This is a genomic window from Paramicrobacterium agarici, from assembly GCF_002563955.1.
In the GTDB taxonomy this organism is placed as follows: Bacteria; Actinomycetota; Actinomycetes; order Actinomycetales; family Microbacteriaceae; genus Paramicrobacterium; species Paramicrobacterium agarici.
Genome location: NZ_PDJE01000001.1, coordinates 1,222,648 through 1,239,917, shown reverse-complemented (window position 1 = coordinate 1,239,917; position 17,270 = coordinate 1,222,648). Strand labels below are relative to the sequence as shown.

Sequence of the window (17,270 nt, the reverse complement as noted above, 5' to 3'; positions counted from 1 at the left end):
GGGAACGTGCACGTCGCCCAAAAGTTTGAATCCGTTTCGATAGCGTTGTCTCATGCGCATCGCCACGTGGAACGTCAACTCCATTCGCACCCGAGTCGGACGCGTCGTCGACTGGCTCGTGCGAGAAGACATTGACGTGCTCGGCATGCAAGAGATCAAGTGCCGGCCCGACCAGTTTCCCGCAGAGCAGTTCGAAGCGGCCGGCTACGATCTGCAGATTCACGGACTCAACCAGTGGAACGGCGTCGCGTTCGCGAGCCGGCTGCCGATGACCGATGTCGAGCGCGGCTTCGTCGGCATTCCCGGCTTCGGCAAGCCGCCGAAGGTGGAGCACGAGCTCGACGGCGCCGGAGTGCCGATCGAGGCGCGCGCGCTGGGTGTGACGATCGATGGGGTTCGCCTCTACAGCCTCTACGTTCCCAACGGCCGCTCCCTCGACGATCCCCACTACGTCTACAAGCTCGCGTGGCTCGACACGCTGCGCGCTCACGTGCAGGCGGCGCTCGAGGCCGAGCCGGATCTGCCCCTCGCGCTCATGGGCGATTTCAACATCGCGCCGTTCGATGACGACATGGGAGACCCGGGCTTCGTTCCCGGAGTCTCGACCCACATCTCCGAGCCCGAGCGGAGCGCCTTCCGTGCCTTGGAGGCGGTGGGGCTCAGCGACGTTGTGCGCCCTCTCGTCCCGGAGGGCTTCACGTTCTGGGACTACAAGCGGCTGCGCTTTCCCCGCAACGAGGGTATGCGCATCGACTTCATTCTCGGCTCGCATGCTTTCGCCGACAGGGTGACGGATGCTGCCATCCACCGCAACGAGCGCAAGGGCGATTCTCCGAGCGATCATGTTCCCGTCGTCGTCGACATCGAGTCCGAGGTCGACGACGATATGCCGATGATCTTCGGTTGAGAGGTGCGCACCATGGACGACGACCGCAAGCGCCTGACCGGCTCGGCGCGCGGCTGGGACATCGGCATCTCGGTCACTGTGCTGGCCCTCGGCGCCGTTGTGCTCGTCATCACGTTTCTCGTCGCGCTCTTCGGAATCATGATGGTGAGCGCGTGCTCGAGCGAGTGCAGCGCAGGGCTGTTCGTGGGCGGATGGCTCATTGCCATGATCCTCCCGTTCGCGCTGCTGATCGCCGGCACGATCTGGGCGATCGTGTTCATGGTGCGCGCCAGGCGAGCGCTTGTCATCGCGATCGCTACGATCGTCGTCGCCCTCGCGGTCTGGGCGGGAGGAATCTCGATGATGATCGGTGCGATACCCGGTTTCACCTGGTAGCTATGCCAGCAGCGCCGAGATCACGATCAGCACCGGTATCGCGGCGACCGTCGAGACGAGGATCGCGTCGCGTGCCATGACCTCGCCTGTCTCGTAGCGCGTCGCGTACGTGAAGATGTTCTGCGCTGTCGGCAGAGCGGCGAGCGCTGTTGCGGCGAACAGCTCGTGGCCGGTGAGCCCGAAAGCGACGTGCGCGACGACGAACGCGACAAGCGGCATCCCGACAGACTTCAGCGCTGACGCGACGAACACGCGAGCCCGGCCGGTGCCGGCCCGCAGGGGCCGCTGACCGCTGAGCGACATGCCGAACGCGAGAAGCATCATCGGCACCGCGGCGCCGCCGATGAGCTCGAACGGCGCATAGACAGCATCCGGAAGCTGCACACCCGTCGCGGCCACGAGCACGCCGACGAGTGAGGCGATGATCATGGGGTTGCGGAACGGCTGCGTCACGATCGCGCACACAGAGACGCGTCCCGTGCGCGCGAGATCGAGGATCGCGAGGCTCAGCGGCGCGAAGACGATGAGCTGAAGCAGCAGCAGAGGCGCGACGTACTGGGCATCGCCGAGCACGTAGACCGCGACGGGCAGCCCGATGTTGTTCGCGTTGACGTAGCCGGAGGCGAGCGCGCCGATCGTGGTCTCGCCGACAGACAGCCGCCACGCGAAGACCGTGATCACGACAAAGAGTCCCGCCATCGCCACGGCCGAAATGAGCGCGACCCAGATGAACGACGAGAAGACGACGCCGATGTCAGCGTGGGCGAGCACGTCGAAGAGCAGGGCGGGGCTCGCGATGAAGAAGGACAGATGCTGGATGCTGCGGCCCGCAGACGCTCCGCCGATCTGCAGGCGTCCGGCGACGAAGCCGACGGCGATCACGACGCCGATGATGGCGAATCCCGTCAGTACTCCCGTCACCACTCGAGACTACTGGAGCGCCCGCGAACGATCCCGCCTGGCGCGCATGCCGGTGGTCGGCCGGTCTTCCCGCGCAGGCCTCGCTGACGTAGGCTCGGGACTATGCCGCACATGGATGTGCCGGGGGGCCGGCTGTACTACGAAGTCGAGGGACAGAAGGACAATCCTGCGCTTCTGCTGATCCATGCCGGCATCGCGACGCTGCGCATGTGGGATCCGATCGTTCCCGCCCTCGCCGAGCATCACCATGTCATCCGCTTCGACACGCGCGGCTTCGGCGAGACCGTCTCTGACGATGTCGATTTCTCGAACGGCGACGATGCCCTGCGCTTGCTTGACGAGCTCGGCGTCGAACGCGCGACGATCATCGGTTCGTCGCGCGGAGGACAGATCGCGATCGACCTCGCCGTCGAGCACAGTGACCGCGTCGCGGGGATCGTGACGATCGGCTCTGGCCCGAGTGGATTTCCCGAGATCGAGCTCACCGACGCCGAAGACGAGCTCATGGACACGATCGACGCCACGTGGGAGGCCCGCGACTGGCCAGCGAGCATGGATGCTGAGGTGCGGCTGTGGGCGGTCGGGCCGCTCCGCGATCCCGGCGACGTCGATCCCGATTTTCTCGAGACGGCGCGTACGCTCAATCGCTTCAACATCGCGAGGGTCGACGACAATCCTGCTCCCCGTCCGATCGAGCCTCCGGCGTTCGACCGGGTCGTCGACATCGATGTGCCCGCACTCGTTGTCGTGGGCGAGTACGACATCACTCCGGCGCTCATGCAGTTCGAGTACCTCGCCGAGCAGCTTCCCGAGGCCGACTCGGTGCGCATGGACGACACTGCACATCTGCCGAGTGTCGAGCGCCCCGGCGCGTTCCTGACGGTGCTCGAGCCCTGGCTCGTGCGCCACAACCTCTGACGGGTGGCCTTTCGTTCGCTCGTGAGTGAGACTGGAGGTGCACGCGGCGCCAACCCTGCTCGCGTGCAGGCCTCCACTCGAGGCCTTGAAGCAATCGCCCACGAGGAGATCGACAATGCTGTCACCCAATTCTCAATCGCGCGGGTCTGCCCCGCAGACATCAGACGCTCTCGACACACCGGAGCTTGAGCATGAACGCGTGCTCATCACGCGAGGAGCTCGCTCCGGCCTGACGCTCAGCGTCGCCGTACACTCGACGGTGCTCGGACCCGCACTCGGCGGAGCGCGGGTCTGGACATATCGACGCTGGCGCGACGCTGTCGCCGACTCGCTGCGTCTGGCCGAAGGCATGACCCTCAAGAACGCAGCCGCGGGCCTCGCGCGAGGGGGTGGCAAATCTGTCGTATTCGTTCCCGAGGGAACGGTCCTCGACGCCGAGCGCAAGCGCGACGCGATGCTCGATGTCGGCGACGCCGTCGAGACGCTCGGCGGTTCGTATTACACCGCTGAAGACGTCGGAACCTCGGCAGAAGACATGGCGACCGTCTCAGAGCGAACCGCCTATGTCGAGGGACTGCCTGCCGATCGTGGCGGCGTCGGTGAACCGAGCGATGCGACGGCCGCCGGCGTGTACTCCGCCGTGGCAGCCACTCTCGACTCCGTCTTCGGCAGCCCGCTGGTCGCTGAACGAAGGGCCGTGATCTCTGGTCTCGGGCAGGTCGGCGGCCGCCTTGCCCGCAGGCTCGCCTCTGAAGGAGCCCGCTTGATCGTCACAGACGTCAATCCCGCACGACGCGCGTTTGCCGAGGAGATCGGCGCGAGCTGGATCGAGCCAGGAGACGAGCACCAGTTCGAGACCGACCTCTTCATTCCGTGTGGCGTGGGCGGAGCGCTGTCCCCCGACGTCATCGACGCACTGCGCTGTCGCGCCGTTGTCGGCGCTGCGAACAATCAGCTGGAGCGCCACGACGGGGCCGAGCAGCTCGCAGCGCGCGGAATCCTCTGGGCGCCCGACTTCGTCGTGAACGCCGGGGGCGTCATCTACATCGACATGGCGTCGAAGCCGGGCGCGGATCGCCAGGCGATCGAGGAGCGCGTCGAGCACATCGGCGACACGCTCCGCTCGATCTTCGCCCAGGCTCAGGCCGAGAACATCACGACCCTCGAGGCGGCGGAGCGCCTCGCCCGGTCACGGCTCGACGCCGTACCCGTCAACGTATAACGCAGCACCTCACCGAGTGCGGCGCCTGATTCACTGGGCGCCGCACTCGTTTTGTTCGTCCTGCGCGTCGCATCGCGCAGAACAATTGCGCTTTTGCTCAGGATGCGCACGATTCTCGTCAGATCATCCGCTTTTCACGGCGGATTCCCGCGTATCGTCGAACACGAATCCACGAGATCGATCGAGCGAGGAGGCTCCATGGAACAATCAGCTGTCGACACCGTCGCACCACCCGCGGCACATGACTCGAACCTCGCGAGCCACCCGTCGTGGCTGATGATCAAGACGGCAGCCGAGGCACTTCACCCGCTGCAGTCGAAAGACGGGTCGGTCGAGAACGCCGACGACCATGCTTCGGCTCGACGGCACGTGACCGACATCATCGAAGGCGTGCGTGACCTTGCCCCGTACTTCCCGTGGGACGAGACGTACCTCGACGCCGTGCAAGCCGACTTCACACGCTGGGTCGACGACGGGTTCGGAGTACCGGACTTCTACGATGCCCTCGTCGCGTTTCACCCCGAGCAGAACCGCGTCGACGGCCTGAAGCACCTCGTCGTGTTTCCTATGCACACGCAGAACGGATCGCGCAACCGCCACGTCGAAGCCGTGCTCGTCGAAGTGCTGTGGCCCGACTTCATCGCAGAACTCGAGGCTGCCGATTTCTCGAACAAGCTCTTCGTGCCGATCCGCTTCATCGACTTCACCTCGGGATACGACACCAACGCCGCTGTGCTCTTTCCTGAGACGGTGGCAATGCGAGAGATCCCCGCGTTCACGTGGGGCGCGATCTTTCAAGACCGCGAGGCCGCGCGGTTCCGGCGCGTCGTGGCGGCAGCATCCGACATCACCAAACTCGACCTTCCCGACGACGCCCGCGAGCTCCTCGAGAATCAAACGCTCGCCGAAGAGACATTCGTCATGTGGGACCTCATTCACGACCGCACGCATATGCGCGGAGACCTGCCATTCGACCCGTTCATGATCAAGCAGCGCTCTCCGTACTTCATGTACTCGCTCGAGGAGATGCGCTGCGACATGACCGCCTTCCGCGAATCTGTGCGGCTCGAGCGCGAGCTCACCGCCCGAGCGCATGGCGATGGCGAACCGCTCACGCACGCCGAGAGCGAGGTGCTGCGCCACGCGAAACTGGTGCAGTACGCCGTCATCTTCGACCGCATCTTCCGCTTCGCTCTCACGGGCAGCCGCAGCCGCAATTACGACGGCCTCGGCGGGCAATTGCTCTTCGCCTGGCTGCACCAGCGCGACGTGCTGCACTGGACGGACACGAAGCTCACGATCGACTGGGCTGAGGTTCCCGACGTCGTCGTCGCACTCGGCGACGCCATCAACGAGCTGTACTGGCGCTCGATCGACCGACCGAAGAAGTCCCACTGGCTCGCCGCGTATGACCTCGTGCGCTCGGTGGTCGAGCCGCACCCTGCATCGGCCTGGGCCCGCGGTCTCGACGACGAGACGCTTACGGGCCCTCCACGGGGAATGACGGATGCTGTTCTCGACGACGAGTTTCCGCTCTCGATGTTCTACGAGGCCCTCAACAAGAAGATGGGCGACGTCATCGAGTCAACGGCGGGAATCACGGGAAGCGACTGACGGCGTCGTGCGAATCCGTCCCGTGGCGGATGCTGGAGGAGCCAGGCCTCGCTAGCGTTGAAGCATGAGCGAGACAACTGCCCCGAGCGAACGCGAGTGGGCGCGCCTGCCGGCGACACCGCTGCAGCGACGCCGAGACGCCCTCGGCGCTCTGGTTCTGTTCGCGTGCATGATGCCGAGCACGGTGCTCTACCAGTTGTCGGGCACGACCGGAGAGCCCAGCCCCATGTGGGTGACGATCGTGTGGGCCGTCGTCATGTGTGGCGCGCTCGCGTTCCGGCGACGGTGGCCGTCGATCACGGCGCTCGTCGTCGCCGCGACGTACATTGTTGGCCTCGAGGTAGGCGCGCAAGAGCTGCTCTTCAGCCAGATCGTGCTGTTCATCTCCATGTACACCGTCGGTGCGTGGGTCACGGACCGGCGCGTTGTGCGATTCGTGCTCGGCGCGGTCATCGGAGCCATGCTGATCTGGCTCGCGATCTCGATGGTGGTTGTGGCCACCGACTCCGAGGTGCGTGACGACTTCGGCGGTTTCGGCACGCAGACGGCCATGCTGGCGTTCATGGGCATTCAGCTGATCACGAATCTGCTGTACTTCGGCGGCGCGGCGTACTTCGGCGCGCACGCGTTCAAGTCTGCTCGCCAGCGCGCTGAGCTCGAGTACCGCACGCACGAGCTCGAGCAGGAACGCGAGCGCTCTGCCGCGCAGGCCGTCGCTCTCGAGCGCGTGCGCATCGCCCGCGAACTCCACGATGTCGTCGCTCACCACGTCTCGGTGATGGGCGTGCAGGCGGGAGCAGCGCGCACCGTCATGGACATGAACCCGCAAGCCACACGCGACTCTCTTGCGAACATCGAGCAGAACGCCCGAACCGCGATCGACGAGCTGCACCACCTCGTGGGAACGCTCCGCGAGGGTGACGCCGAGGAGGAGGCATCGGCGAGCGCGAGCACGGTCGATATCTCGCAGCTTGACGAGCTCATCGCGGCGTCGTCGGTGGCAGGCCTTCCCACGAGCTTCGACGTGCTGGGCGAGCAACGTCAGCTTGCAGGAACGGTGTCGCTCACGCTCTTCCGCATCGCGCAGGAAGCGCTCACCAACGCCCGAAAGTACGCGGGACCCGATGCGACAGCCGATGTGCGACTCCGCTACCTCGATTCCGTCGTCGAACTTGAGGTCACGAACACGGGCATCGTTCCCGTCAAGCCACGCCCCGGAGGGCTCGGTCACCTTGGAATGCGGGAGCGCATCGCCGCGGTCGGCGGAGAGATCGAGATCGGGCCTCGCTCGCGCGGCGGGTACCTCGTTCGCGCCAGAATTCCGCTCAGCACACCCGTTGCCACGTCAGCATCCTCAGGAGCCACTGCATGACCATTCGCGTTCTGCTCGCCGACGACCACGAGCTGGTGCGAGCCGGCTTTCGCATCATTCTCGATGCACAGTCCGACATCGACGTCGTCGGCGAGGCCGAGAACGGCGCCATAGCAGCGCAGCGTGCTCGGGAGCTGACGCCGGACGTCGTCTGCATGGACGTGCAGATGCCCGTGCTCGACGGACTTGAGGCGACTCGCCAGGTGACGAGTTCGACAGATGCCGCCGTGATCATGCTCACGACATTCGACCGAGAGGATTACCTCTTCGCCGCGCTCGAGGCCGGAGCGAGCGGCTTTCTACTCAAGAACTCGAGTCCTGAGAAACTCGTGGAGGCCGTGCGAACGATCGCGGCGGGAGACGCTCTGCTCTCGCCCGAGGTCACGCGCCGCGTGATTCAGCGCTTTTCTGCACCCGCACCTGCAGCAGAAGCGCGGCCGATCGCCGCACCGCAGCTCGATCTGCTGACGGAGCGCGAGAGTGAAGTGTTGCAGCTCGTCGCCCAGGGCATGTCGAACTCCGAGATCGCCGCAACGCTTTTCGTCGGCGATGCGACGGTCAAATCGCACGTCTCGAAGATCCTGCAGAAACTCGCGCTGCGAGACCGCATTCAGGCCGTCGTGTTCGCCTACGAGAACGGCGTCGTCGTGCCACGCGCCTGATCGGGCTCATGGTCGAGGGGCGGAGCGGCGACAAGGCTCTCCTCTGAGATCTCCGCGCGGGAGAACGGCCCTCGGCCGTCGCGCAGGCGCTGCGGCTCGTCGAACTGCACGATCCAGACGCGCGCCTGCACGCTCTGATTCGTGACGCCACGGTGCGGCAGAACCGCACCCGTGCCGACGATCAGCCCCGTCGGCTCGTCTGCGAAGCTGTCGCCCGTGAGCCCGTCGACGACGTGCACGGGCACACCGATGCCGAAACGCGTGCCCTCGGCATCCGATGTCTGCTGAAGAGTGGGGCGCGCCCATCGTCGAAATCTCACATGACAAGTGTCTCAGAGGCCAGCCTTCGTCATACAGCGCGGCCGTCCAAGACGCTCAGCAGGCGCAGCTTCTCGGCGCTCTCGCTCCCCGGAACGGCCGTGAACACGAGGAGGCCCTGGCTCTGATCGAGGTCGTACAGCGACTGGCAGTAGACCTCGATGAGACCGACCTCTGCGTGCACGAGCCGCTTGTACTGGCTGTGCTTGCGTCCCACCCGGTGTTCGGCCCAGAGGGCCCGGAACTCAGCGCTTGACGCCGTGAGAGCGTCAACGATCTCGGCCACGGGCGACGGTCGCGAGTCACGCGCATACGCCGTCCGCAGGTCGGCCACGAAGTCGCGTGCCCGCTCGTCGTGATCCTCCTCCGGGTACACCGAGCGAGAGTCCGGATCGGTGAACCAGCGGTAGACGACGCTGCGCTCGAGTCCCTCGAAGCGCGATTCGTCGCCGAAGAGCGCAGTCGCCGGTCCCGTCTGAATGAGAATCTCGCCCGCGCTGCCGACGACCATCGCCGGAGTGTCGGCGAGACGATCGAGAATGCGCATGATGCCGGCGTCCACGTGGTCACTGCTCACGACGCGCCGCGGAACGGGATAACCACCCAAGCGCAGCAGATGGTCGCGCTCGTCGAGCGAGAGCCGAAGCCCGCGCGCGAGTGCGGCAAGCATCTGCTCGCTCGGATTCGGCCCGCGCTGCTGCTCCATGCGCGTGTAATAGTCGGCACTCAGTCCGGCGAGCGCCGCGACCTCTTCACGTCGCAGTCCGTCCGTGCGGCGCCGGGCGCCCCGCGGCATCCCGACGTCTTCCGGCTGGAGAGCCGCTCGCCGTGTTCGCAGGAAGTCCGCGAGCTGGGCCCTCTGTTCGCTCACCATGAGGTCATTCTGCCCGACGCGACTCAGAGCCGCATGCCTCCGGACGCCTCAATGCGCTGCCCGGTCACCCAGCTCATGCCCTCGCTCGCGATCACGGCGACGGCCGCGCCGACGTCCTCCGGGCGACCGACGTGCCCCATAGCCGTCACGGCACCGAGAGCAGAACGGATGTCATCGTTGTCTCGCAGCGAACCGCCACCGAAATCGGTGCCCGTCGCGCCGGGCGCGATGGCGTTCACGGTGATGCCTCGCGGAGCCAGCTCCTGCGCGAGGTAGCGAGTCCAGACCTCGATGGCGCCCTTCGCGGCAGCGTAGACGGAGTATCCGTTCTCGCCCACGAACCGGGCGAGCCCGCTCGACGTGTTGATGATGCGACCGCCGTCGGCGATGTGCCGCGCAAGGGCCTGCGTCAGCATCACGACTCCGACGACGTGCACGTCGAGCGCTGCACGCACCTCGTCGACGTTGATCTCTCCGAGGGGTGTCCATACAGCCGCGCCGGCGTTGTTGACGAGAATGTCGATGTCGGCGCGACCCCACTCGTCAGCCAGGACGGTGCGCAGATGCGAGACGAAGCCGTCGAACGACCTCGCGTCGCCGACGTCGAGCTGCAGGGCTTTGGCGCGCCGCCCCATCGCCGTGATCTCGTCGATGACGGCTTTCGCTTCCTGTTCGCCCGTGCGATACGTGATGATCACATCGCACCCGCTGCGAGCAAGCGCGATGGCCTCGCTTCTGCCGATGCCTCGGCTTGATCCGGTGATGAGTGCTATGCGGTTCTGTGTTTCGTTCATGACTCCACCATTGCGCCGGGCGAGTCGTCGTGGAACGCCGTGTTTATCCGGGGATCGGTCGTCCTCCCCTCGCACTCCCCCATGCGGATGAGAGGAAAGACCCGCCTCGAGGCGGATGCTGACGCGCTCAGCAGCGCCATACCGTTGAAACAGACCTGAGGAAAGGACCGACAGTGCTCGAGATCTCTGGCATCACGATGAGCTACGGCACACGCCGCGTGCTCAACGACGTGAGCTTTACCGTCGCTCCCGGACGACTCACGGGATTTGTGGGCGGTAACGGAGCAGGCAAGACGACGACGATGAGGATCATTCTCGGACTGCTGACGTCCGACTCCGGAAGCGTCACGTTCGACGGCAGCCCGCTCACGGCCGCTGACCGCCGTGCCTTTGGCTACATGCCCGAGGAACGCGGGCTCTACCCGAAGATGAAGGTGACCGAGCAGCTCGTGTATCTCGCTCGCCTGCATGGATTCAGTCAGGCGCACGCTAAGCGCAACGCCGAACAGCTCCTGGAGAACCTCGACCTCACCGAACGCGCGAACGATCCGATCGAGAACCTCTCGCTCGGAAACCAGCAGCGCGCGCAGATCGCAGCCGCCCTCGTTCACGAGCCGACGACGCTCATTCTCGACGAGCCGTTCTCAGGGCTCGATCCCCTCGCCGTCGATTCCGTCGTCGCCGTGCTCAGCGAATACGCCGCCCGCGGGGTTCCCGTGCTGTTCTCGAGCCACCAGCTCGACATCGTCGAGCGCCTCTGCGACGACCTTGTGATCATCGCCGGCGGAGAGGTGCGAGCGAACGGTTCGCGTGAGCAACTTCGAGCCGAGCACTCGGCAAACCGTTTCGAGCTGCTCTTCAGCGGAGACGCCGGCTGGCTTCGCGAGACCGCCGGCGTCACAGTGCTCGACTTCGACGGCGGCTACGCGCTCTTCGACGTCGACGACGAGGCGACAGCGCAGCGGGTGCTTCGCCGCGCGATCGACGAAGGCGCCGTCACGACCTTCGCCCCGCAGCATCCATCGCTTGCTGAGATCTTCAAGGAGGTCATCGCATGACAACCCCGACGCACGCACCGAGCTTCAGCTCGAGCACCTGGCTCGTCGCCGAACGCGAGATCATGGCGCGGCTTCGCAGCAAGGCATTCGTCATCTCGACGATCATTCTGTTCGTGCTCGCCATCGCTGGCGTGATCATCGGCGGGATCTTCGCTCAGAACCAATCGGCAACACCCGTCGCCGCTGTCGGAAACGCCGCCGCGAGCATTGAGGGTGACGACGGATACGACATCACAAAAGTGGGATCCGTCGACGAGGCGAAGGAGCTTGTCGCCGACGGTGAGGTCGACGCGGCGCTCGTTCCCGACGACTCCCCCGTCGGCATCGCGCTCATCGCCGATACGGAGGCGCCGACGACGCTCATGATGCAGCTGAGCATCACGCCGAAGGTGACACTGCTCGACACGACCGCCGAGAATCCGCTCGTCGCCTACTTCGTCGCATTGGGCTTCGGTCTCGTCTTCTTCATGTCGGCAATGACCTTCGGCAGCGTCATCGCGCAGAGCGTCGTCGAAGAGAAGCAGACGCGCGTTGTCGAGATTCTCATGTCGGCGATCCCCGTGCGCTCGCTGCTGGCGGGCAAGGTGCTCGGAAACTCGATTCTCGCGTTCGGGCAGATCGCCGCCCTTGCCGTGCTGTCGATCATCGGGCTCTCAGTGATCGGGCAGAGCGAGCTCCTGCTCGGACTCGGCGCGCCCATCGTCTGGTTCGTCGCGTTCTTCGTGATCGGATTCGTGCTGCTTGCGGCTTTGTTCGCCGCTACAGGATCGATGGTGTCGCGCCAAGAAGACATCGGCTCCACGACGACTCCCGTGACGATGCTCGTAATGCTGCCGTACTTTCTCGTCATCATCTTTCACGACAACCCGCTCGTGCTCGGCATCATGTCGTACGTGCCGTTCTCAGCGCCGGTCGGCATGCCGATGCGGCTCTTCCTCGGCACCGCCGCATGGTGGGAGCCGCTGTTGTCGCTCGTCGTGCTCGCAGCATCCGCTGTTCTCGTGGTGATGATCGGGTCGCGCATCTACGAGAACTCGCTTCTCAAGACCGGCTCGCGCGTCAAGCTGGGAGAGGCTCTCAGGCGCTGAACGCGACACGCTGAACGGTGGCAGCCCGCGAGTCCGTGGGCGGCCATCGTTCGCGCGCTGGACTCACGACGCGCCGCAAAGCACACTGGAAGCATGGCCGAACTGGACTTGCCCGAGCATCCCGTCAACGCAACGCTCGTAGATACGGGGCCACACTGCATGCTCACGCTCGAGCGTGCCATGACGCACTCCGCCGCCGACTTGTGGGCAACGCTGACCGAGCGGGATGCCGTTGGACGATGGGCGCCTTTCTCGCCCGACCGGGATCTCGACAGCAAGGGCGCCGTGTCGCTGCGGCAGTCCGACGATCTCGAGGCGAACGCCAATCTGGGCAAGGTGTTAACGGCCGCGGTGCAGCGGATGCTGGCGATTGAATGGGCCGGGGATCGCATCGAGGTCGAGCTGGCACCGACCGCCGATGAGACGATCGTGCAGCTCAACCACATCTTCACCGACGAGTCGCTGGCGCCGAGCCTTGCGGCGGGCTGGCACATCTGCCTTCAGGCGCTCGACGCCGTGGCCGGGGGTGCTCGGATTCCGCTCGTGGTGGGCGACGCCGCTCACGCTGCCGGCTGGGACGCCCTCTACGACGAGTACGCTCGGCTTCTGGGATTCGAGGACTGAGCGAGAATGCGCGCAGAGCGCAGGATTCGTGCGCCCCGCACAAGCAACGACGAGCGAGAATGCGTGAGGATGGAGGGGTGAACTCTCTGCACGATCCCACACGCAAACAATTCGCCTCCGACAACTACGCCGGTGCGCATCCCGAGATTCTCGACGCGATCGCGGCGGCCAACGGCGGCCACCAGATCGCGTACGGCGAGGACGTCTACACGGCGCGACTGTCTGAGGTGTTCGAACAGCACTTCGGCGACGGCATTGAGGTGTTCCCCGTCTTCAACGGAACGGGGGCCAACGTCATCGGCCTGCAGTCGATGCTCCCCCGCTGGGGCGCCGTCATTGCAGCATCCACCGCGCATATCAATGTCGACGAGAACGGCGCTCCCGAACGCGTCGGCGGCATGAAGCTGCTGACCGTCGACACGCCGGACGGCAAGCTCACCCCAGAGCTCATCGACGCCGAGGCGTGGGGCTGGGGCGACGAGCACCGTGCGCAGCCGCTCGTCGTGTCGATCACGCAGTCCACGGAGGTCGGCACCGTCTACACGCCGGACGAAGTGCGTGCGATCGCCGACCATGCGCACGAGCGCGGCATGACTCTGCACATGGACGGCGCGCGCATCGCGAACGCCGCTGCCGCACTCGACGTGCCGCTGCGGGCGATCACGCGAGACGCGGGCGTCGACGTGCTGAGCTTCGGAGGAACGAAGAACGGCCTGCTCTTCGGCGAGGCGATCGTGGTGTTCAACCAGCAGGCCTCGGACGGGCTCGTGTACCTGCGCAAGATGAACATGCAACTCGCGTCGAAGCTGCGCTTCATCTCGGCGCAGCTCATCGCCTTGCTCGAGGGCGACCTCTGGCTGCGCTCGGCGCAGCATTCGAACGCGATGGCCGCGCTGCTGCGCGGTCGGCTCGACGAGCTCATCGAGAACGGCGAGCTTCCCGGTCTCAGCTTCTCGCAGGCGACACAGTCGAACGCGATCTTTGCGAAGCTGCCCGACGGCGTCGCCGACCGGGTGCGTGAGAAGTTCCGCTTCTACGACTGGGATGCCGACCAGAACGAGGTGCGGTGGATGTGCGCGTTCGACACGACAGAGGCCGACGTCGACGCGTTCGTCGCTGAGATTCGCCAGGCATTCGCCGCCTGACAGACGCGGTGAATTCGACGGGCGGATGCTGACCAGCATCCGCCCTCGATCTCTGAGCCTTCGTGCTCGTTACCCTGCCGGATTTCCTGCGAAAGCGCCCAGTTTGCAGTGACATACTGGCCGCATGCCTGGCCGGACGCCCGCCTCCTCACGCCCTGAATGGGATCTCGTGGTGTCGGTGATTCTGCAGGTCCTTCTGGTGATGACCGTTGGTCTCACTCTTCTGGTCGGCAGTTTTCTGGGGCTCTCGACGATCCCGTGCATCGAGATCGGGCGCTACTGCAATTTCGGTCTGATCGGCATGGGAACGAACATCGCCCTCTGGGTTCCGCTGGCCGCCGTGATCGTCTTCACGGTATGGACTATTCGTCGCATCATGACGGGGCGCATGGCGTACTGGGTGCCCATCATTGGCCTGCTCGTGTGCGCCGTCGGCTACGGACTCGGATCGGCACTCGTCTCGATCGGCATGCCGCTGCCTCTGTTCATTCGCTGAGCCGGAGACGCTGCTTTCGTTACAGAGAGTTTCATCGCCGACGACGCCCGGGGCGCTGCGCGGGTTACGGTCTGAGCATGACCTCGGTGATTGACGTTCGTCCACGCAGCACGAGCCGCTACCCGGCTCCTCAGACCCTCGCGCGCTCGGCGAACGTCACCGCCCGGGACGTTGCTCGCGCTGCCGCTGATCCCGTCGCGTTCTGGGAGCGCGCTGCGGAGCGCCTCGAGTGGCAGACGCCGTGGCACACGGCGCACACATGGGAGCCCGTGCGGCAGCTCGACGACGGTTCGCTCACCGTGCCGCGCGTCGAGTGGTTCGCGGGTGGAACGCTCAACGTCGCCGTGAACTGCGTCGACAGGCACGTCGCCGCAGGCCGGGGCGACACCGTCGCGGTTCACTTTGAGGGCGAGCAAGGCGATCGCCGAACCATCACCTACCGCGACCTGCAGCGCGAGGTCGCGCGAGCGGCGAACGCGCTAGCCGAGCTGGGCGTGCGCGCGGGCGACCGCGTCGTCATCTACTTGCCCGTCATTCCCGAGACCCTCATCGCAACGCTCGCCGTCGCACGAATCGGTGCGATCCATTCGCTCGTCTTCGGCGGATTCAGCGCCGAATCCGTACGGTTTCGGGTCGACGACACGCGTGCGAAAGTACTCATCACCAGCGACGGCCAGTTTCGTCGTGGAGCGGCTGTCCCCGTCAAACATCAGGCGGATGCTGCGGTTGCAGACTCGCCGAGCATCGAGCACGTGCTCGTCGTACGTCGCACGGGCGATCAGACGCCGGCTGTTCCGTGGACCCCGGGCAGAGACATCTGGTGGCACGACGCTGTGGCGACAGCATCCGACATTCACATTCCCGAATACTTCGACGCCGAGACGCCGCTGTTCATCATGTACACCTCGGGCACGACGGGAAAGCCGAAGGGCCTCGTGCATACCTCGGGCGGGTACCTCGTGCAGGCAAACTACACGCACTGGGCGATCTTCGACGCGAAGCCGGGCGACGTTCACTGGTGCACGGCCGACCTCGCGTGGGTCACGGCGCACACGTATTCCCTCTACGGGCCGCTGTCGAACGGCGTGACGCAGGTGATGTACGAGGGAACGCCGGAGACGCCGCATGCTGCGCGCCACTTCGAGATCATCGAGCGCTACGGAGTGACCACGTACTACACGGCGCCGACTCTCATTCGCACGCTCATGGGGCGGTTTCCCGAGGGTCCGCCCGAGACGTACGATCTCTCGAGCCTGCGTCTGCTCGGCACCGTGGGAGAGGGCATCAACCCGTCGGCCTGGCACTGGTTTCACGAGCGGCTCGGCCGCGGCGAGTGCCCCATCGTCGACACCTGGTGGCAGTCCGAGACCGGCGCGGCGACGATCGCTCCGCTGCCGGGCGTATCGACGCTCAAGCCCGGGTCGGCGACGCGCGCGCTGCCCGGTGTATCGACGCGGGTGGTGGATGCTGACGGAAGCGACGTTGCTGCGGGCGTCGGCGGACGTCTCGTCGTCGATCGCCCGGGGCCTGCACTCGCCCGCACAGTGTGGGGCGACGCGGAGCGGTACCGCGACTCGTATTGGTCGGCGTACTGGCGGCAGGGCTGGTTCTTGTCCGGCGATGGCGCAGCCATCGACGCCGAGGGCGATACGTGGGTGCTCGGGCGCATCGACGATGTGATCAACGTATCAGGGCACCGGCTCTCGGCGCTCGAGATCGAGTCGGCGCTCGTGTCGCACCCCGACGTCGTCGAGGCCGGGGTGGCCGGGGTTCAGGATGCTGTCACGGGCAGTGCTGTCGCGGCTTTCGTCGTGGCGAACGCACACGTCAACCACGACGAGCTGGCCGCGACGCTTCGCGGTCACGTTGCACACCAGATCGGGCCGATCGCCAAGCCGGCTCACGTCTTTATCGTTCGCGACCTGCCCAAGACGCGGTCGGGCAAGATTCTGCGGCGCCTTCTCACCAGCATCGTCGAGGGCAGGCCCCTCGGCGACACGACGAGCCTGCACGACGAGACCGTGCCAGACGAGCTCGCGAACGCTGTGCGACGGCAGAGGGAAGCCGTGATCGGGGAATAAGCACGAGCTACTTATGCGTTTGCATGTTTCGGGGCGCGGCGCCCCGGCAACGACAATGAGGAGACCTATGACACCGCAGGACCGACTGGCCGTGACAAGTGCACCGATCTCGGAGGTGATCGCTGGCCGGTGGAGCCCGCGCTCCTTCGACGTCGCGATCGAGGTGCCCGAAGCGAAGCTCACCGCTGCTCTCGAAGCGGCGCGCTGGGCAGCATCCGCGGCGAACACACAGCCGTGGCGCTTCATTGTCGCGCGCCGCGGAACGCCGGAACACGAGGCGATTGTCGAGAACCTGCTGGGATTCAACCAGCTGTGGGCCGTGACGGCCGCGGCTCTGATCGTCAACGTCGCGGAGACGCAGACCGACGACGGCACCGAGCTGCGCTGGGCTGAGTACGACCTCGGCCAGGCGGCTGCGACGCTCGCGCTGCAGGCGCACAAAGACGGTCTTCACGTGCACCAGATGGGCGGCTTCAACCCCGAGGGACTGCACGGGGCGTTTGGCCTGCCGGCACGTCAGCGCGTGGTTTCGGTGACGGCTCTCGGCGTGCTCGCGGCCCCGGAGGCGCTGCCAGACGAAAAGCTGCGCGCGCGTGAGATCGCCCCGCGTGAGCGCAAGTCGCTCGAGGAGATCGTGCTCGTCAACGCGTAAGCAACCTCGCTATGCCGGTGCGGCAGCGGAGTCGGCAATCTTCTCACCGTGCCGGCAGAAGGACGTTTCGCCGAGACGAGGACCAGAACTCGATTCCCAGTCCTCGTCTCGGCACTTTATTCTCCTGGCGGCAGGTGGCCCCTCGAACC

General features: G+C 65.7%; 18 protein-coding genes. 14 read left to right on the top strand and 4 right to left on the bottom strand.

Annotated elements, in window-relative coordinates; genetic code table 11:
- The first annotated feature begins 52 nt into the window (after positions 1 to 52).
- Both ATJ78_RS06135 and ATJ78_RS06130 read left to right on the top strand, forming a co-directional pair.
- A complete protein-coding gene (locus ATJ78_RS06135; protein WP_098406793.1) occupies positions 53 to 907 on the top strand; it encodes an exodeoxyribonuclease III in 855 nt (284 codons plus the stop codon).
- 12 nt (positions 908 to 919) lie between these two features.
- Entirely contained in the window at positions 920 to 1,282 is a 363-nt protein-coding gene (locus ATJ78_RS06130) for a hypothetical protein (protein ID WP_098406792.1), read from the top strand.
- Here ATJ78_RS06130 and ATJ78_RS06125 read toward each other — a convergent pair whose 3' ends face one another.
- Entirely contained in the window at positions 1,283 to 2,203 is a 921-nt protein-coding gene (locus ATJ78_RS06125) for an AEC family transporter (protein WP_098406791.1), read from the bottom strand.
- A 111-nt stretch (positions 2,204 to 2,314) separates the two neighbouring features.
- Between ATJ78_RS06125 and ATJ78_RS06120 the strand changes: the two genes are divergently transcribed.
- The 5 genes from ATJ78_RS06120 (at position 2,315) to ATJ78_RS06100 (ending at position 7,991) form a co-directional block, all read left to right on the top strand.
- Complete coding sequence (locus ATJ78_RS06120; RefSeq protein WP_169923404.1) at positions 2,315 to 3,121, top strand: alpha/beta fold hydrolase; 807 nt, start codon at positions 2,315 to 2,317, stop codon at positions 3,119 to 3,121.
- 115 nt (positions 3,122 to 3,236) lie between these two features.
- Positions 3,237 to 4,343, top strand: coding sequence for a Glu/Leu/Phe/Val dehydrogenase family protein (locus tag ATJ78_RS06115; protein WP_098406789.1), 1,107 nt, complete (start codon positions 3,237 to 3,239; stop codon positions 4,341 to 4,343).
- A gap of 198 nt (positions 4,344 to 4,541) precedes the next feature.
- Positions 4,542 to 5,957 carry a DUF6421 family protein gene (locus tag ATJ78_RS06110; protein WP_098409236.1) on the top strand — a complete coding sequence of 472 codons (1,416 nt, stop codon included), beginning with the start codon at positions 4,542 to 4,544 and terminating at the stop codon, positions 5,955 to 5,957.
- Between the two features lie 64 nt (positions 5,958 to 6,021).
- On the top strand, positions 6,022 to 7,329 hold the full coding sequence (locus tag ATJ78_RS06105; RefSeq protein ID WP_098406788.1) for a sensor histidine kinase: 1,308 nt from the start codon (positions 6,022 to 6,024) through the stop codon (positions 7,327 to 7,329).
- A complete protein-coding gene (locus tag ATJ78_RS06100; protein WP_098406787.1) occupies positions 7,326 to 7,991 on the top strand; it encodes a response regulator in 666 nt (221 codons plus the stop codon). Before ATJ78_RS06105 ends, ATJ78_RS06100 begins: the two co-directional genes overlap by 4 nt.
- On the opposite strand, the gene ATJ78_RS06095 is transcribed toward ATJ78_RS06100, so the two are convergent.
- The 3 genes from ATJ78_RS06095 to ATJ78_RS06085 are packed head-to-tail and all read right to left on the bottom strand — an operon-like array spanning position 7,958 to position 9,977.
- Positions 7,958 to 8,311: a hypothetical protein gene (locus tag ATJ78_RS06095; RefSeq protein ID WP_098406786.1), complete on the bottom strand. Its 354-nt coding sequence runs from the start codon at positions 8,309 to 8,311 to the stop codon at positions 7,958 to 7,960. The genes ATJ78_RS06100 and ATJ78_RS06095 overlap by 34 nt on opposite strands.
- Before the next feature lie 29 nt (positions 8,312 to 8,340).
- Positions 8,341 to 9,183, bottom strand: a complete 843-nt coding sequence (locus ATJ78_RS06090; protein ID WP_098406785.1) for a helix-turn-helix transcriptional regulator — start codon at positions 9,181 to 9,183, stop codon at positions 8,341 to 8,343.
- A gap of 23 nt (positions 9,184 to 9,206) precedes the next feature.
- On the bottom strand, positions 9,207 to 9,977 hold the full coding sequence (locus tag ATJ78_RS06085; protein WP_098406784.1) for an SDR family NAD(P)-dependent oxidoreductase: 771 nt from the start codon (positions 9,975 to 9,977) through the stop codon (positions 9,207 to 9,209).
- Between the two features lie 173 nt (positions 9,978 to 10,150).
- Between ATJ78_RS06085 and ATJ78_RS06080 the strand changes: the two genes are divergently transcribed.
- From ATJ78_RS06080 to ATJ78_RS06050, 7 genes are all read left to right on the top strand, one after another.
- Positions 10,151 to 11,035, top strand: a complete 885-nt coding sequence (locus tag ATJ78_RS06080) for an ABC transporter ATP-binding protein (protein WP_098406783.1) — start codon at positions 10,151 to 10,153, stop codon at positions 11,033 to 11,035.
- On the top strand, positions 11,032 to 12,123 hold the full coding sequence (locus ATJ78_RS06075; protein WP_098406782.1) for an ABC transporter permease: 1,092 nt from the start codon (positions 11,032 to 11,034) through the stop codon (positions 12,121 to 12,123). The genes ATJ78_RS06080 and ATJ78_RS06075 overlap by 4 nt, the downstream gene beginning before the upstream one ends.
- 93 nt (positions 12,124 to 12,216) lie before the next feature.
- On the top strand, positions 12,217 to 12,747 hold the full coding sequence (locus tag ATJ78_RS06070) for an SRPBCC domain-containing protein (protein WP_098406781.1): 531 nt from the start codon (positions 12,217 to 12,219) through the stop codon (positions 12,745 to 12,747).
- 77 nt (positions 12,748 to 12,824) lie between these two features.
- On the top strand, positions 12,825 to 13,892 hold the full coding sequence (locus tag ATJ78_RS06065) for a threonine aldolase family protein (RefSeq protein WP_245836223.1): 1,068 nt from the start codon (positions 12,825 to 12,827) through the stop codon (positions 13,890 to 13,892).
- A 124-nt stretch (positions 13,893 to 14,016) separates the two neighbouring features.
- Positions 14,017 to 14,388, top strand: coding sequence for a hypothetical protein (locus ATJ78_RS06060; protein WP_143741379.1), 372 nt, complete (start codon positions 14,017 to 14,019; stop codon positions 14,386 to 14,388).
- Between the two features lie 77 nt (positions 14,389 to 14,465).
- Positions 14,466 to 16,469 carry an acetate--CoA ligase gene (acs, locus tag ATJ78_RS06055; RefSeq protein WP_098406778.1) on the top strand — a complete coding sequence of 668 codons (2,004 nt, stop codon included), beginning with the start codon at positions 14,466 to 14,468 and terminating at the stop codon, positions 16,467 to 16,469.
- Positions 16,470 to 16,536: 67 nt separating this feature from the next.
- On the top strand, positions 16,537 to 17,121 hold the full coding sequence (locus ATJ78_RS06050) for a nitroreductase family protein (protein ID WP_098406777.1): 585 nt from the start codon (positions 16,537 to 16,539) through the stop codon (positions 17,119 to 17,121).
- Positions 17,122 to 17,270 lie beyond the last annotated feature (149 nt).

Bases quoted from the DNA above. Each gene is read 5' to 3' on its own strand.
- ATJ78_RS06075 (WP_098406782.1), top strand. From the start codon at position 11,032: ATGACAACCCCGACGCACGCACCGAGCTTCAGCTCGAGCACCTGGCTC.
- ATJ78_RS06130 (WP_098406792.1), top strand. From the start codon at position 920: ATGGACGACGACCGCAAGCGCCTGACCGGCTCGGCGCGCGGCTGGGAC.
- ATJ78_RS06050 (WP_098406777.1), top strand. From the start codon at position 16,537: ATGACACCGCAGGACCGACTGGCCGTGACAAGTGCACCGATCTCGGAG.
- ATJ78_RS06105 (WP_098406788.1), top strand. From the start codon at position 6,022: ATGAGCGAGACAACTGCCCCGAGCGAACGCGAGTGGGCGCGCCTGCCG.
- acs (WP_098406778.1), top strand. From the start codon at position 14,466: ATGACCTCGGTGATTGACGTTCGTCCACGCAGCACGAGCCGCTACCCG.
- ATJ78_RS06060 (WP_143741379.1), top strand. From the start codon at position 14,017: ATGCCTGGCCGGACGCCCGCCTCCTCACGCCCTGAATGGGATCTCGTG.
- ATJ78_RS06100 (WP_098406787.1), top strand. From the start codon at position 7,326: ATGACCATTCGCGTTCTGCTCGCCGACGACCACGAGCTGGTGCGAGCC.
- ATJ78_RS06090 (WP_098406785.1), bottom strand. From the start codon at position 9,183: ATGGTGAGCGAACAGAGGGCCCAGCTCGCGGACTTCCTGCGAACACGG.
- ATJ78_RS06115 (WP_098406789.1), top strand. From the start codon at position 3,237: ATGCTGTCACCCAATTCTCAATCGCGCGGGTCTGCCCCGCAGACATCA.
- ATJ78_RS06070 (WP_098406781.1), top strand. From the start codon at position 12,217: ATGGCCGAACTGGACTTGCCCGAGCATCCCGTCAACGCAACGCTCGTA.
- ATJ78_RS06110 (WP_098409236.1), top strand. From the start codon at position 4,542: ATGGAACAATCAGCTGTCGACACCGTCGCACCACCCGCGGCACATGAC.
- ATJ78_RS06120 (WP_169923404.1), top strand. From the start codon at position 2,315: ATGGATGTGCCGGGGGGCCGGCTGTACTACGAAGTCGAGGGACAGAAG.
- ATJ78_RS06135 (WP_098406793.1), top strand. From the start codon at position 53: ATGCGCATCGCCACGTGGAACGTCAACTCCATTCGCACCCGAGTCGGA.
- ATJ78_RS06085 (WP_098406784.1), bottom strand. From the start codon at position 9,977: ATGAACGAAACACAGAACCGCATAGCACTCATCACCGGATCAAGCCGA.